The 16,260-nt window shown below is 69.5% G+C and carries 11 protein-coding genes; all 11 read left to right on the plus strand.

The annotated features are described in order from the left end of the window. Nucleotides 1-46: 46 nt before the first annotated feature. Nucleotides 47-2,734, plus strand: a complete 2,688-nt coding sequence (locus ACN27F_RS19895; RefSeq protein ID WP_421435551.1) for a hypothetical protein — start codon at nucleotides 47-49, stop codon at nucleotides 2,732-2,734. A gap of 2 nt (nucleotides 2,735-2,736) precedes the next feature. After that, nucleotides 2,737-3,678, plus strand: a complete 942-nt coding sequence (locus tag ACN27F_RS19900; RefSeq protein ID WP_421435553.1) for a hypothetical protein — start codon at nucleotides 2,737-2,739, stop codon at nucleotides 3,676-3,678. Beyond that, nucleotides 3,671-4,120 (plus strand): YbaB/EbfC family nucleoid-associated protein, encoded by a 450-nt coding sequence (locus tag ACN27F_RS19905; RefSeq protein ID WP_421435555.1) that lies wholly within the window; start codon nucleotides 3,671-3,673, stop codon nucleotides 4,118-4,120. The genes ACN27F_RS19900 and ACN27F_RS19905 overlap by 8 nt, the downstream gene beginning before the upstream one ends. Beyond that, nucleotides 4,113-4,427, plus strand: a complete 315-nt coding sequence (locus tag ACN27F_RS19910; RefSeq protein ID WP_421435556.1) for a hypothetical protein — start codon at nucleotides 4,113-4,115, stop codon at nucleotides 4,425-4,427. The genes ACN27F_RS19905 and ACN27F_RS19910 overlap by 8 nt, the downstream gene beginning before the upstream one ends. A 39-nt stretch (nucleotides 4,428-4,466) precedes the next feature. Next, nucleotides 4,467-6,896, plus strand: a complete 2,430-nt coding sequence (locus ACN27F_RS19915) for a right-handed parallel beta-helix repeat-containing protein (RefSeq protein ID WP_421435558.1) — start codon at nucleotides 4,467-4,469, stop codon at nucleotides 6,894-6,896. Between the two features lie 76 nt (nucleotides 6,897-6,972). Continuing rightward, nucleotides 6,973-7,317 carry a zf-HC2 domain-containing protein gene (locus ACN27F_RS19920; RefSeq protein ID WP_421435560.1) on the plus strand — a complete coding sequence of 115 codons (345 nt, stop codon included), beginning with the start codon at nucleotides 6,973-6,975 and terminating at the stop codon, nucleotides 7,315-7,317. Nucleotides 7,318-7,544: 227 nt separating this feature from the next. After that, entirely contained in the window at nucleotides 7,545-9,437 is a 1,893-nt protein-coding gene (locus ACN27F_RS19925; protein WP_421435562.1) for a discoidin domain-containing protein, read from the plus strand. A gap of 294 nt (nucleotides 9,438-9,731) precedes the next feature. Then, nucleotides 9,732-13,241, plus strand: coding sequence for a discoidin domain-containing protein (locus ACN27F_RS19930; protein ID WP_421435565.1), 3,510 nt, complete (start codon nucleotides 9,732-9,734; stop codon nucleotides 13,239-13,241). 179 nt (nucleotides 13,242-13,420) lie between these two features. After that, nucleotides 13,421-13,996 carry a sigma-70 family RNA polymerase sigma factor gene (locus ACN27F_RS19935; protein WP_421435567.1) on the plus strand — a complete coding sequence of 192 codons (576 nt, stop codon included), beginning with the start codon at nucleotides 13,421-13,423 and terminating at the stop codon, nucleotides 13,994-13,996. 253 nt (nucleotides 13,997-14,249) lie between these two features. Next, nucleotides 14,250-15,083, plus strand: a complete 834-nt coding sequence (locus tag ACN27F_RS19940) for a zf-HC2 domain-containing protein (RefSeq protein WP_421435569.1) — start codon at nucleotides 14,250-14,252, stop codon at nucleotides 15,081-15,083. Nucleotides 15,084-15,439: 356 nt separating this feature from the next. Beyond that, nucleotides 15,440-16,177 carry a DUF2470 domain-containing protein gene (locus ACN27F_RS19945; protein ID WP_421435570.1) on the plus strand — a complete coding sequence of 246 codons (738 nt, stop codon included), beginning with the start codon at nucleotides 15,440-15,442 and terminating at the stop codon, nucleotides 16,175-16,177. Nucleotides 16,178-16,260: the final 83 nt, after the last annotated feature.

The following is a 16,260-nucleotide window of genomic DNA, read 5'->3' on the forward strand; positions in this document are numbered from 1 at the left end:
CGTGGCCGTTGGCGAAGTAGGGACCTTCGATGAGAAGAGCCCACCCATGGGTCAGACGTTCGCGCAAATCCAGGACATGGATGACATCGAGGAATATATCTCTGACATCAAGAGGACAGGCTTCAACGTGTCGAAGCCGTGGGGCGACGCCTCCGAAGCGGTCAAGAAGTCCACCACGGCGCTCGAGGATATCTTGGAGGATCTCACCGACCAGGTCAACAAGCTGACCTCGGGTGATTCGCCGGTGTTCGTCGGGGAGGCGGCCACCGCCTTCACCGAGCACGTCGCCGCGCTGAAAAGTAAGAGCCGCGAAGGCGTGTACAACGTTCTGGACGGCAATCGTTACCACAAACAGGTGGACGACATCCGACAGGCTCTCTACAACTTCAAGGGGTCCTACTGGAGAATCTGGGAGATGGGCCAGGACCTGCGTAGGGCGCTGCAGGCCGACGCACGGTTGATGGTCGAGGAAATTTACGACGGGGTTCCCGACTCGGGCGCGGCCAAGGCGGCGGACATAGCGCGGGCCGAGAGAGCCGCTGCGGGAGCGGCGAGCAAGTGGTTCCTGTCGAACATCCGGGTGCGACTGATGGATCTGTCCGACGAGTTTCGTGACATCGGCGGCCGGATGCCCAAGCTGCACATCGGGCTGCTTGAGCCGATCGACACCACCAGCAACGACGAGCGCCAGGATGAGGATGAGCGCCAGGGCGAGGATGAGCGCCAGGATGAGGATGAGCGCCAGGGCGAGGATGAGCGCCAGGATGAGGATGAGCGCCAGGGCGAGGATGAGCGCCAGGATGAGGATGAGCGCGACGGTGAGGATGAGCGCCAGGGCGAGGATGAGCGCGACGGTGAGGATGAGCGCCAGGGTGGGGACGAGCGCCAGGGCGAGGGTACCGGTGATGATGTCCGCGAGGATGCCCTCGACGATGCCAGGGACGCGGTCGACGACGCCATCAATGACCTAAAGACCGGCGACCCGGACTACGACGCCGCGCTGGACGAGGCAAACGAGGCGGCTCAGCAGGCCATCGACGATCTGACTGGGGAAGCGGACGAAGACTCGGGTGGCGGGGCCGGCGGCGACACACCGGGCGCTGGTGAGGACGACGTCGAGGCGGCGCGCAGGCAGGCGCTGGAGGACGCGCGTGAGGCCGCGAACGACGCAATCGACAATCTTGCGGGCGGTGGCACCCCATCGACGGAAACTCCGGAATCCCCGCAGACCCCGGGCGGCGGAGTCGGCGGTTCCGGTCAGGATCCAGCTACCCAGGCCCGCAACCAGGCGCTGGAAGATGCCCGCCAAGCCGCAGACGACGCGATCAGCGACCTGATGAATCCTGCGGCGGGCGGTGCGGGTGGTTCACCCGGCGGTTCGCCTGGCAGCCCCCGCAAGTCAAGCTCCACCAGCCCCGACCCGGTTGAACAGGCCCGCAACCAGGCGCTGGAAGATGCCCGCCAGGCAGCAGACGACGCGATCGACGACCTGATCGGTGGCAGCGTCGGCGAACCTCCGCCAACGTCGTCGTCGAATCCGGCCGCCGAACAGGCCCGGCAAGAGGCGCTGGACGACGCCCGCCAAGCGGCCGACGCCGCTATCGAAGATCTGTTCGGCAGCGAACCGACCGGTGATCCCGAGGTCGACGAGGCCCGGCAGCAGGCGTTGGAGGACGCCCAGGAGGCCGCCGGGAAGGCCATTGACGACTTGGCCGAGGAGAGCGCTGGCGACGTGTCGCCGGATGCGGCTCGGGAGCGGGCACTTGAGCAGGCCCAGGACGCTGTGGACGATGCGATTCGAGACCTTTCCAGCGGCGATGACGCGGTCGATGACGCGTTGGATCAAGCCAGGGAAGCGGCCGGCCGGGCAATCGGCGGAATCGGTGGCCCGGGTGATGGTTCGGGAGACGACTCCGGCGGGTCCGATGAACAGGAGGAACGGGCGCGTCAGGACGCACTGGAGGATGCGAAGCGCGCCGCCGACGACGCGATCGACGATCTTATTTCGAATGATCCGCTCGATCAGGATAGTCCGGACGGCGGCGAGGGCGACGAGGACGAGGACGGCGAGGACGAGGACGGCGAGGACGAGGACGGCGAGGACGAGGACGGCGACGGTATTCCGGACGTGCTGGAGGAGGCCCGCGACGACGCGCTCGCGGAGGCACAGGAAGCGGTCGACGAATCGATTGACGAGCTGATCGAGAGGGAGCTGGCCGGCGAGGGTGAGGGCGGCACCGAGGCGGAACGCCAGGCGCGAGTGGAAGCGCTGACGGAGGCCAAGGAAGCCGTCGACGAAGTGCTCGACGAGCTGATCGAAGAGGACGGCGACCACACCTCCATTTCGGAATTTCTTACCGGCGCGGAGTCCGACGGCGACGACCGGCTTGACGAGATCGGCGAGGAGAATCGCGGTTCGGGCGGGGGTGGCGGTTCCGGCGGTGCCGGCGGTGGCGGTGACGGGGGCGACGAGGGAGACGAGCCAGCACCGCTGGAGTTGGCGCCGGTGACCGAGGGCACTCTCGGTCCCGCCGTGACGTCCTCCGCCATGTCGCTGGCGCCGATGACGCCGGCCGGTGGATCGGGGATGCCGATGTCGCCCCCGATGGGCGGTGGAATGGGCCAGCAGGGGGATCGGGACCGGGAACGTAACACCTGGCTGGTCGGGGAGGACGGCATGTGGGGTGAGGACGACACCGAGGCGACCTCCAGCAAAGCGTTGGGTCGTGACTGACCATGCGGGAGACGGCAGCCGGCTGGCCTTCCACCCTTGACGAAATCGCTGCGGCGCTCGCGGCGGCCGAGTGCGCGGAGGTCGAACGCGGGGCCGGGCTGCTGGACGACGCCCGGCGCAGCCTGCGTGTCCTGTCGACCACCGTCGAACGGGCGCTGAGCGGATTGGCGGACTGCTGGTGGGGCGAGGGAGCCAGCATCGCCTGGCCAGGTGGCGACGTCACCGCCTCACGGCTGGGGGAACCACTGCGCCGGACCCGCGACCTGCTGCACACGCTGGACGAAGGCGAGTTCGGGCAACAGTTGCGGCGTACCGCGAATGCCCTCGCGGCCGGCCAGGCACGTGTGCGTGAGCTTCAGGCGCAGCGCGCGGCCGATCCTGATCCGGCTGGCGCGTACGACGAGCGTGCCCAACTCGTCCTGCATGACGTCGCGGCGGCGTACCAGGACATCGGTCGCGCCATCGGCGGCACATCCCCACCGGCGCTGGCATCGGTCGACGAGCCGTCCATCCGCGCTGATCTGCGTCGGAAGGCGCCCGACGACCCGGGGACGCTGACGCTGGCATCCGGACCGGATGCCGACGTCGAGCTCTTCCGCCCGGTCAGCCCGGTGCCCGGCGCCGTCCTGACCAGCGAGTCGGCACCGCCGCCCGCGGGCGGTGCTGGCGGAATGCCGATGATGCCGATGATGCCGATGGGTGGCATGGGTGGCATGGGTGGCATGGCAGGTATCGGCGGTATGAGCGGCGGGCAGCACGACACCGTTACCCAGCAGCGGCGGGTCGGCAAGGTGGTCCAGGGCGACCAGAGCGCCTGGGGCACCCAGGACGAGGGCTGGAACGTCCTTGGCAGACAGGCCCGGATCGAGAAGGCCCAGGAGGAAGTGCGCAACGGGCTTGACCGAGAGTTCGGCAAATTCATGAAGGGAGACCGCGATGGCTGACGAAGGCGGCCCGACGCGAGCGTCGGGTCAACTGGAAGCGATGTTCGCCCTGCTCGCCGAGGAGCAGCGCAAGCTGGCGGAGTTCCAGCGCAAGATGAACGAGGCGAGCACCACGGTCGAGTCCGCGAACAAGACACTCAGCGCGACCTTCGACGGCCGCGGTGAACTGATCCGGTTCACGGTCAACAACACCAAGTACCGCACGATGGCGCCGAACGAGCTCGCCGAGATGCTGCTGGACGTCATCCGGCGTGGCCGGTCCCAGGCATTCGGCAAGATCGACACGATGGCCGGCGGGGACGTACTGCCCGGAGTCAGGTTCGGCGACCTGGCGGCCGGCAAGGTAGATCTCAACGATGTCGTCAGCGGTCTGATGACGTCGGCCATCGATCTGCCCGGGATCGCCCGGGCGGCCGAACAGAAGGCTCGCGGCGATGGCTGACGACACCCGGATCGATCCGGACGGCGCGCTGCGGATGTTCGGCGTACTGGTGGGCATCGGTGAGGAAATCGACGCCGCACTAGCCCGCGTGATCAACATCCGGTCCACCGTGGTCGAGCCATGGGGCGACGACGAATACGGCAGGCCCTTCGCCGGACAACGCGAGTTGAACGCCAAGGACACGTTGGAAGGCGTCGGTACCGTGGCCGACGGACTGATCGACCTCGGCGACGAGGGCCGCGACGCGATCAACGAGTTCATCCGGTTGGACGCCGAGAACGGCGAGAGACTGGCGCCGGACAACTGAGCCGGCGGGTTGAGGGTGCCAGATGGAGGTAGGGCGAGCATGAGCCAGCGCAGGATCACCGTCAGCCAGTCGGCGGGATCTGGGTACCGGACGCTCGGTGAGGCGATGCGTGTTGCCGTGGACGGATCAGTGATCACCGTACAATCGGGCAGCTACAGCGAGAACCTGGTTCTGACGAAGATCGTCACTATCGCAGCTCAGGACGGACCGGGCACGGTACGGATCACCCCACAGTCGGGGATCCCGGTGGTGCTCGCCGCCGAATCGGCTGCCCTGTCCGGGCTGACGATCATCGCGGCGGACAGTGACAGTCCTGCACTGGCCGTCACCGCTGGCCAGTTGAGCGTCACCGAGTGCGAGCTGGCGGCGTCCGCCTGGGCGGCGGTCTTCGTCCGCGACCAGGGATCGCTGACCATGCGGGGCAGCCGGGTCACCAACCAGGCCGGCGCCGGGGTGGTGGTGACGTCGGCGGCCGGCAGCATGCTCGACGACTGCCGGGTCGAGCAGCTCGGCACCTCGGGTGTGGTCGTCGCGGAGCACGGCGATCTGCGGGTACGCGCGTGCGTCGTGCGGGAGGCCAAGGGCAACGGCATCTGCCTCAACGGCCACGGCCGCATCTCGATCGAGGACACCGAGATCAGCGGTACGACCAAGCCGGCGCTCGCCGCCGAGCAACAGTCCGAAGCCACCGTACGCCGATTGACGGTGCGCAAGACCAGAGGTGTCGGTGTCTACCTCGCCACCACCGGCGCGTCGGTGCTGGAGGACTGCGTGGTGGACAGCGCCGCCGACGGGGTCTTCCTGGGCGAACGATGCGCGCCGACGCTGCGTCGCTGCCGGGTCAGCGGAGTCCGGCGCAGCGGCTTTCGCTTCAGCGGGCGATCCGCCGGGCGACTGGAGGCCTGCTCCGTCGTCGACGTCGCCGGTGTCGGGGTGAGTATCGGTGACCGGAGCACACCGGAGTTGACCGGCATGGTGATCAGCGACTGCACCGGCGTCGGCGTGCGTCTGGACGGCGGCGCCGACCCCTTGTTGCACCGGCTGGAGGTGCGCGGCTGCGACGGGTCGGCCATCGAGGTCGTCGATGGCGCACGGGGGCGCTTCGAGAATGTCACGATCGAGCGGTGCGGCAGTGCCGGGATGACGATCGGCGGTGGCGCCCAGACGTCGGTGACCGGCCTCAGCCTGCGCGGCGGATCCGCCGCCGGAATCCTGGTCGCGGACGCCGTGGTGTCGTTCACCGACTCCGAGATCGCCGGAGCGGGCGCGGCGGGGATTACGGTCGGCTCGGGAGCGACCATCTCCCTGACGGCCTGTCGGGTGCACGATGCGGAAGGCGCCGGACTGGACCTCGGAGCGGGGGCCTGCGCGACCGTCGTCGACTCGGAGTTCACCGCGAACGCCGGTGACGGAATCGTCGTACGCACGCAGGGAGTGGTGCGGGTGACGGGTTGCCAGGTGCGGGACAACGAGGGCTCCGGCCTGCGGCAGCACGATCCGGACGCGCAGTTGACCGTCGACGGGTTGACCAGCAGCCGGAACCGGCTGCCGGACGCCTACGGCGCGGCCACCGGGGCTGCGGCCGGTCCATCCCCGGCACCGAGGGAAGAACGCCAGCCGGTGGCACGTGGATCCGACCCGTTGCGTGAGCTGCAGTCGCTGGTCGGACTGCACGGCGTCAAACAGGAAGTGACCTCGTTGGTCAACCTGAACAAGATGTCCAAGCGTCGCCAGGAGGCCGGGCTGTCCGCCCCACCGATGGCGCGTCACCTGGTCTTTGCCGGTTCGCCCGGCACCGGCAAGACCACCATCGCCCGACTCTACGGCCGGATCCTGGCCGAGCTCGGAGTGCTGCGCAAAGGTCATCTGGTGGAGGTGGCCCGCGCCGACCTGGTCGCGCAGATCATCGGCGGCACGGCGATCAAGACCACCGAGGCATTCAACTCGGCACTCGGTGGGGTGCTGTTCATCGACGAGGCCTACACCTTGAGCAACGGCCGCGGTGGCACCGGACCGGACTTCGGCCGGGAGGCCATCGACACGCTGGTGAAGCTGATGGAGGACCACCGGGAGGAGGTGGTCGTGATCGCGGCCGGCTACTCCGCCGACATGCAGCGGTTTCTGCACGCGAACCCGGGGCTGGAGTCCCGGTTCAGCCGGACCATCGAATTCGCCAACTACAGCCCGGCGGAACTGGTGACGATCGTGGAGAACCAGTGCGCCGGACACGACTACCAACTCGCTCCCGCTGCCGCCTCGGCGTTGCTGGCGTACTTCGACCGCATTCCGAAGGACGGGACGTTCGGCAACGGCCGGGAGGCCAGGAAGGTGTTCGAGCGGATGGCCGACATGCAGGCGTCCCGGCTGTCGGTCGCCGCTGAGGTCAGCAACGAGGAACTGGCCCTGCTCACCGTCGAGGACCTGCCCGTCGCCGTGCACGAGGTGAGTGGGTCAGGGGCGGTGGCGTGAACGCGACCGGCGCCTCGATCACGACCCAGGTCGCGAGGAAGACCACGACTGGCCAGCCCAGAGAGCAGCTCGACGGATGATCGGCGGACCGTGCGATGACCCGGCGACGCGGAGTCTGCTCGGCACCTACGTCCTCGGGCGGCTCGACCATGCCGAGGCCGAGTCGACCCGCAGGCATCTGACCAGCTGCCCGTCATGTCGGGAGTCGGAGGCCAGCCTGCGTACGGTGGCCATCGCTCTGAAGTTGCTGCGCCCGACGGACGTGGCTGACCTCGTTGACCAGTTCGGGCCGGCGCGGGGGATCCCCGACGGCCCGCCCAGCGCTTCCCGGGTCACGCTGACCCGCTGCCGATTCGATTTGGTTCTGGGGCCCCGCAATCAGCGTCGGCGTCGCCCGCTGCCGTCAGCCCGGCGAAGCTAACTGGCGGTGCCGCAGCTGGTGGCGCTGGCGGAGGAATCCGGGCGCTCGCGAGGGAACCCCCGCGACTTGTTCAACCGGTTCGTCAGTCCCGGGCCGCTGCCCGGCCGACGGGTTCCAATGCGGAGCGGACGCGTCCCTGCGTCGACCCCGACTGCATCTGGAGGCGGAATGTCCCCCGAGTCCCGACGGCCACCGAGCGTCGCGGCAGACGCTGGCGGTACTCCCTGGTGGCCGCGATCCTGGCCGGCACAACCGCTGCGGTGTCCTGGTCCGCCGTCGGCGGCTGGCGGCTGGCGGCCGCCGACGAAACGCCGATCTCGCAGGGCAAGCCGGTGACCGCGTCGTCCACCGAGGGCAGCCACTGGTCGCCGTCGGCCGCGGTCGACGGCGATCTCGACACCCGGTGGTCCAGCGCGTTCAGCGACGCCCAATGGCTGCAGGTCGACCTCGGCCGTCCAGTGAACGTCGAACAGGTGGTGCTGCGCTGGCAGCGCGCCCATGCCACGGCGTACGAGATCCAGGTCTCGGCGGACGGCTCGGCATGGGTGCCGATCTACCGCACGACCGACGGTGCCGGCGGTGTTCAACGGCTCGACGTCGCCGGGCAAGGACGGTACGTGCGGATGCACGGCCTCGCCCGGGCGACCAGGTACGGGTATTCGCTGTGGGAGTTCCAGGTGTTCGGCCAGATCGTCCCCGGTGCCACCCCGGGCGTGTCGGCCAGCGCCACCCATGGTCACTCGCCGTCGGCGGGCCCGGGTACGCCCGGCCCGGGCACATCGGAGCCGGGTACGGCGGACCCGGGTACGGCGGACCCGGGCACCTCACACGGCGACCACAGTCCTGAGCCAGGTGACTACGTCCTGGTCGATCCCCCGGTGATCGGGGTGGTCCCCTCCCGGGCGAACCCGCCACGCAAGGCGCACCGTGAGTTCCAGGCCAACTGCGCGGTCAGCCACAGCAGGCCGGACGACCCGATCGTCTTTCCGGACCGGCCCGGGGCCTCGCACGACCACACCTTCATGGGTAACACCACGACAGACGCCGCGAGCACCACCCAGTCGCTGCTGGCCGGTGGCACCCTGTGCCGTGTGCCCGGTGATCGGTCCGGCTACTGGATGCCGACCGTGTTCAACGGTGACACGGCGGTACTGCCGGTCGGACCGCAGGTCATCTACTACAAGAGCGGAGTGCGCGACTACACCAGCGTCCGTCCGTTCCCGGTCGGGCTGCGGTTCCTGGTCGGCAGCCCGACGACCACCGCTGCCCAGTTCGTCGCCTCGCCCGCCTACCAGAAGGGCTGGGAATGCGGCGACAGCTACGACAATGTCGACTTCCCGGCGACCTGCCCGGCAGGCACCCAGCTGAACATCAGGATGCAGGCACCCAGCTGCTGGGACGGGCGGCACCTCGACACCCCGGACCACATCAGCCACATCGTCTATCCGGTGGACGGTGTCTGCCCGGACAGCCACCCGGTGGCAGTCCCGATGATCGAGTTCAAGATGGCCTTCCCGGTCAGCGGTGACATGTCGCAGGTGAAGCTCGCCAGCGGCCGCGGGTTCTCCTTCCACTACGACTTCTACAACGCTTGGGAGATGCCGGTCCTGGAAGCCCTGGTCAGTCACTGCATCAACGCCGGACGTCAGTGTGATGCCCGTGGCTATTCCCAGTTCGACCCGGCCGCTGGCGCTGCCCTCGACGAGACGTACCAACTGCCCGGCAGTCGTACGGCGCTGAGCCGGGCCGGTTGGACTGTTGGATCGTCCCGTTCCGGTGACACGGACGGCCCGGCGAATATGCTCGACGGCGACCCGGGTACGAGGTGGACCAGCGGCGCCCCGATGACCCGCGGGATGGCTGTCACGGTCGACATGTCGACGGTCCGATCGGTCAGCCAGATCGCCATGCGCTCCACCGGTGCCGACCATCCACGGGAGTACGAGGTGTATTTGTCCACTGACGGCGTCACCTGGACCGGGCCGGTGACCAGTGCTCCGGGCACCAGTGAGCTGACCATGGCCTCGTTCGACCGGCACGCCGCCCGGTACATCAGGGTCGTGCAGACCGGATCCAGCAGCAGTTGGTGGTCGATCGCCGAGTTCGTCGCCTACGACTAGCCCTCGACCAGCCCTCGACCAGCCCTCGACCGGTCTGCGGAACCGGTCTGCGGAACCGGCCTGCCCCGACAAGATCGCAGTCGCGGTCGTGAACCTTGGAGCAGGCCGGTTCGTCTTGTTGATGAAGCCTGCGGGCGGGCACGGGAAGATGTAGACCGCTCCACGTTCGGCGACGGAACCAGGGATGACGATATGCAGACAAATCGATCCGCGACATCGGGTTCGGCTACGCTCCGTTGGCTCTGCGACACCGTCGCCATTGTCGGGGATTCCGACGACGGGACGATCGCGGAGATGGCCCGCTCGATTCCCGCGGTACCCGGCGTCGTAACGGTGGTGGGGCAGCTCGCCGGACCGGCAGACTGGCGAGCGGTGGCCGAGGCGCTTCCGATCGCCGTTCCACCCCGTACCTCGGCGTTGCTGGCGGTGGCCGGTGCCGGGTCCGGAGCGGTCGGCGTCGCCGGCCCGGCCCCGGCGGCCGGGCTCGCCGAGCAGCTCGGGTCCGAGGTGCTGGCCCCGACCGGTCGGCTGCTACTGGTCCCCGGCGCCGCGCTGTTCGCCGTCGATGGATTCCGTCTGTTCGGCCCGGCGGCGGCACCGGTCACCGCCGGGCGGCGACATCCGACGCCGGCCTGGGAGGCCGACATCGACGCGCTGCCGGCCGGTGGCAATCACGGGCTGGTCCAGATGGCGATCCCGGCCGGCGTGTGGGTCTATCCGCAAGGGCCGGATCCGGCCGTACCAGGACCGGACGATCTGGCCTACGCCATACCGGTCGACGTTGACCGACCGGTCCTGTTGGTAGGGCGACCAGGCCACCCGACACCGGATGTGGACGAGGTGGTGGCAGTGCTCGACGCGCTGCCAGTCCGGCTCCGTACCCGCCTGATCGTCGTGCCGTACGGCTCCGGGGCGGCGGTCTGCCGAGAGCTTGTCCGGACGCTGTGCGGCCGATGGCACGGCACTGTCACGATGGCCACCGGCTTACCGACGTTGGCCGTCGATGACCGGTTGGTGTCGATCGCAGTCGATGCTGATCCATCGCACTGCTGGCCGCAGCCGGTCCGCCAGCTCGTCTTCCCGCCGTCCGGGCCACCCCGTCCGGTGGGGCCGGTTGAGGCGCTCGCCAACCTGGCACTGGCCAGTCCGGTGCCGGCCGAGGCCACCACCTACCGGTTGAACGAGCGATGGGTGGTCGAGGCCGTTCAATGTGGGCTGTGGGTCCGCCCGCCGTTCGTCGGACGACACGGTCCGGCGGTGCGGGGACGCCCATGGACGCCCGGCCAGCTGGAAATCGTGGTCGGAGTGCCCGGATTGTCGCCGGGTGACGACGTCCGGTCGGTGCTGCACGAACTGTTGGCCCGGCTGCCCGCCGCGGCCCGGCAGCGGGTCGTCATCTCCCCGGCGGAGGTGGCGAAGGATCTGGGGCTGGGTCCAGAACCGAGCCACGATGCGCCCGACATCGTGCTCGTCGACGACGAAACCGGGACGCCCGACTGGTGGCGTGCCGACCCGAGGCTGTTCACGGTGCTGGTCGGATCCGCTGATGGCGATCGGATAGTGACCCAGGCCGGTGAGGTGGGGCCGGGTGAGCTTGGTGAGATCGTCGCCACGCACGGTGGATGGGCCGGGCGGCCGATACTGTTGGTCTCGGCGGAGTCGGTGCCGCGCGAGTTCTGCCAGCGGCTGGCCGACCAGGTCCAGGCGGTGGTCATCAGCACAGCGTCCGACGATGGCTGGTCGGCGGTGCTGCCCCGGCGGACCGGCCGTGACGAGTCGGGTCCGGTCCACGTCCCCGGTCCGTATCCATTTCCGGACGACGAGCTGAAGGCACTGGTCGACGGATCGGTGCCGGTTCCCGCTCAGCTGGGCCGGCCGGCAGGTGACGGCACGCGGGCAACGCTGGACCTGCGAGCCAAACGGGGCACCGACGACGACGCGGAGCACCGGAACGAAACGCCGCCGGCCGCCGCGTCGATGCCTGGCCCGCTGCTCGTGGTCGGTCGTGGGCCCGACGCCACCCGCCCGTTTCGACTGTTCGGCATACCGGCCGGGGTGTGGTTCGTCGCCACGGCGGTCGCGACCCAGCGGCCGGAATGGACCCACGGCGGCTGCCTGATCAGGTTGGACGTCGAGCAGATCGACCAGGTGAACCTCCAACTGCTCGCCAACTATCTCGGTATCGAAGTGACGGTGCCCGCTGATCGGCTCAACGACCATCCAATGGGTGGGGAGGCTGCGGACCGGTGGCACACTCGACCCCGCCGGCCCACACCGCTCGCGGGTGATCCGGGGCAGGCGGGCGCCGACCTCAGGCACACCGGGCGGCCGGACGTCGTGGCCGGCATCAGGCGGGCCATCGCCCTGCGGGGTCTGCCAGGCCGCCTCGTGCCGATGGATCCGCCGGCCGCCATGGAACCGCCTGTCCGGCCAGTGCCGGTCGATATGGAACCGGCCGTCCGGCCAGTGCCGGTCGATCAGGCCGACACACTCGACGGGCCGGCGTACGGACCGGTGCAGGCCCCCGCCGAGGTGCCGGATGGACCGGCCGCCCCTGACGCCGACGACGTTCCTGAGGTCCCGGACCTCTCGGCGGAGGCTGCGGACTCGGCCGCTGCCGAGGAGCCGACTGAGGCCGCGGAACCAGACGATGCCGAGTCCGCGACTGCGACGGTCGAGCCCGATGACGATGCGGACGGCCGGCCTGACGACGAACTGCCGGTGGCCGGACAGGTGATGCCGGCCGTACTCTGGCGGTTGCCTGATCCACCGACGCCCGATCTCGGGCCGGCGCCGGCCGCCGAGTCGCTCGCCGCGGCCATTGAGGTGCAGACGACCTGGGGTCCGACGCTGCGACTGCCGGTTGCCGACCGACCACCGATGCTGATGCCTGCCCTGCCGCCTGACCCTACGGTGCCCTCGCTGTCCGACCCTACGGTGTCGTCGCTGTCCGATGCTACGGTGCCGATCCGGGTCCCGACGCCGGCGCGGACGCCGGACGTGCCACCCTCCCGGCGGAACCTGCGGGCGGGCCTCGTGGCGGCGGCGTTCGTCGCGATCGTGGCCGTGGCCAGTGGCGCTGCGGCGCAGATTCTCAACCCCGGCGATGCGGTGGCCGAGCAGCCGCAGTCGGATCCACCGGCGACGACCGCCCGGGTGCCGACGCTGGCGACGCCCGGGACCGACGCCGTCGTCTCGGCGACCCAGCCGGGTACCGGATCAGCACCGGGTGCCGCCCTGTCGACGGCTGGCGTCGGCCGGACCGAGTCGGCCCCTACGCCGACGGCCGCGGGCCCGCCGGCAGCTGTCCGGACGACCGCCCCGGCCCTGGCGCCTGTTCGGACGACCGTGCCAGCTCCGGCACCTGTCCGGACGACCGCGCAGGCTCCGAAGCCGGCCAGCGGACGGACGAATTCCGGCGGCCGTAACCTCGCCCTCGGTGCCGCCGTCACCGCTTCCAGCGCGGAGGGTTCGCACTGGGCGGCGAAGTTCGCTGTCGACGGCGACGGAAGCACCCGGTGGGGCAGCGCATGGCAGGACCCGCAGTGGATCCGAGTCGACCTCGGCGACGACTGGGTTGTCACCGAGGTGCGCCTGGCCTGGCAGTCCGCGTACGCGACCGGGTACCGGGTGGAGGTCTCGCGCGACGGCGTGAACTGGACGACGGTGTTCAGCACCAGCAACGGCACCGGCGGCAGTCTTGTCGTCAAGGTGCCGTCGGTCGTCGCCCGCCATGTGCGCATGTACGGCACGTCCCGGTCGAGCATCTACGGCTATTCGTTGTACGAGTTCGAGGTGCGCTGACAGCCGTCCCCACGGTGCACGGGACCGCCCGTGAAGACACCCAGGGTCGGCTGTGGATAGCGGAGCGGAAACTGGCATGACACGCCAGTGTTACCGAACGGGTCAGAAACGGTCAATCGCTCAGTCTCGTCTCGACGACGTCGATATCCGTCGGCTACGTTGTCTCCGAGGACGGACGGGTGCCGACCCGTGGCGAGGCAGGACGGATCTCCGGAGTGACCGACGTGGCGGATGCCGGTGCTGCGGAATCAGGGCAGCCGTTGACCGACGACGACGCGTTGCGGGAGCTCTACGAGACCCAGGCTCCAGCGCTGTTGGGCTACGTCGTGCGGCTGACCAACGGCGACCGGCACCGCGCGGAGGACATCCTGCAGGAGACGTTGCTGCGCGCGTGGCGTCACCCGCAAGCCCGGTCCGATGACGGCCGGTGGCGCCGGCAGTGGTTGTTCACTGTGGCCAGGAACCTCACCATCGACTACCTGCGGACTGCTCGTCAGACGCAGCCGGTGGACGACAAGGCGGACCCGGACAACCCGGTCGACCGAATGCTCGACGCGGCCGAGGTCCGAGCCGCGATCGCGTCGCTGCCCGACCGGCTGCGTGGCGTCTTGATCGAAGTCTACCTTCGGGATCGATCGGGCGCGGAGGCGGCGGAATCGCTTGGCATCCCGGTCGGCACCGTCAAATCCCGGCTCTTCCACGCCTTGCGGGCCCTTCGCGAGGAGCTGAACGCCCGGGGATTTCACCTCGGGTGATGTTTTCGTCGGGCCCGGAGCCGAAGTTGGTTCGGTCATCAGATGAACCGCCGGGCCCGTACCACCGTCGTGTGGGTGTAGGACCTTGGCCGTGCAAATCGTGACCGCGCCGTCTGCCAGGTTGACGCGCTGGTGCGCTGCTGCGCTCGTTCGTCCGTGTCGACTAGTCTTGGTGCGGGCGGACAGGCCGACGAAGTGTCAATGCCATGCCCTCGAGCCGGGACAGGTTCAGGTCGGACGGGACGGATGCGAGATGGACGACGCTGCCTGCCGCGACCCGGACCTGCGTGCGCTGCTGGGCTTCTACGTGATCGGCAAACTCGACGACGGAGAACTGACCGCCGTGGAGCGGCATCTGGCCGGCTGCCCGGCCTGTCGCGCCGCCCGCGACGAGGTCGGACTGGTCGTGCCGGCGCTGCGGCTACTCGGCGAGACCGATGTGCGCGACCTTGTTGCGGAGTTCGGGGTGCCGACGGCCGCCGGTACGGTGCGTGCCCCTCGACAAGGTGTCGACCAACTTGCCGTTGACGAGTTGGACACGGACCATCCGGACGGCGGTCAGTCGGCTGCGGACCGCCCGGCGGTAGCAGATGGGCCGGGTGGGGGCCGGCCGGCGGCGCGGTCGGACCGCCGTAGCGCCCCACCAGGCCGGCCAGGGGCGACGAAACGGCGCCAGCGGCGTTGGCAGTTGTCCATCGGTGGTCTGCTGGTGCTGGTGCTGGCCGGGGCCCTGGCCATGGTCGTGGTGCAGTGGCCGGAGTCGGTCGCGCCGCAGCCGGCCGGCATCATTGCCAGCGGGGACAGTAGCGCCGGTGCCACCATCACGGTCGAGATCGACGGCCGGACGGTGCGCGCGACCCTCTACGGTCTGCGTGACGGCGTGCGCTACGAGTTGTACGCGGTGACCGGGGACGGTAAGACCTACCGGGTGGCCGAGTTGACCGGGACGCCGGATGCACAGGATGTCGACGGGCTACTCCCGGTGCCAGCCGATGCGGTCATGTTCTTCAGCGTACGGCAGGCGGACGGTGCCGTCGTGGTGACTGCGGAGGTCGGCGGGACCGACCCCACCGATCCGCCCCGCTGATCCGGACCGGTTCCTCGTGTTCGGGTGACCATGACGTGGTCGAGTCCATCCGTCTCGTACTCGGCGTGCCAGCTCTGCGGGGCGAACAGCACCGCCTCAGACCGTGCTCGACGACGCGCCGACACAGCAGATCCTTGCCGTCCACGTGGTGATAGATGTGCTGAAACCTCAAGGCTGGCCAGGGGCGGGGCCAGATCGCCGCCATCCGGGCCGAGGATCGTCGGCCGCCACGGCGCGTGCCTCTCAGGATCACGTCCGAGCGGTACTTAGGCTACCCTAACCTAAGTGATGGTTGGCACGTGGTCCCGTCAACGGCGGCGGGGCAGCAGATTTGTCCCAGGGAAGGACTTCACCGGATGGCGCCGTCGGACGCAGAGACGACCCGCACGTTGCTGCAAGGTCGGCTGCCGGCCGTGCTGCGGCTGGCCGGGTACGCGGTGTGGTGGCCGGTCGTGCACGCGGCAGACTGCTGTGGACAGGTGCTGCTACTCGTCCGCGACGACAGTGAACTAGCGGTGGCACTGACGGAGTGGGGGCCGGGACGCGTACCCGCCGCAGTCTGGGCCCGCGACGTGCCGCCGCTAGCTGGCGCACCGGGACGCGGCCGGGCCGGTATCGCCGGCCGGATCGGACGGCTGTACGGCGAGGCCGAGCGCTCGGCACTGGCCGAGTTCGCGCAGGCCCGTCCGGAGCCGGGGTTGCTGGACGTCGGCCGGGGCGCGAGCTTGTACCGGATCGAGCCGGAACTGGTGCGGCGGGATGCCGACGGCAAGACCCATTACATCGACGTGGAAGACTACATGGAGGCGTGGCCGGATCCGCTGCACCCCGACGAGCGTGATTTGCTGGTCGACCTGCGGGAGCGTCACGCGGTACGCATCGGCGTCTTCCTCGGCCGGCGGCTCGCCGTGCCCGTCGACGCACGCCTGCCGCTGCCGGTCCGGGTGGACCGGCACGGGTTCACCGTCGATGTCGCCGATACGGCCGCGTCGCGGTGGCGACGGCTGGACTTTCCCCGCCCCGTCACCAACCGGGTGGACCTGGCAGGTCTGCTGCAGCCCGTACTGGCGCACGACAACGCCGACCGGTGGTGACCCAATCGCGCTGGCGGACTTCCCGCTCAGACAGCCGTGGCAAGAGGAGGTGCGGACGTGCTCCTGGAGCGGCGACACGGGGA

Origin of the sequence: Solwaraspora sp. WMMB335, from assembly GCF_049179075.1 — a bacterium.
Taxonomy (GTDB): domain Bacteria; phylum Actinomycetota; class Actinomycetes; order Mycobacteriales; family Micromonosporaceae; genus Micromonospora_E.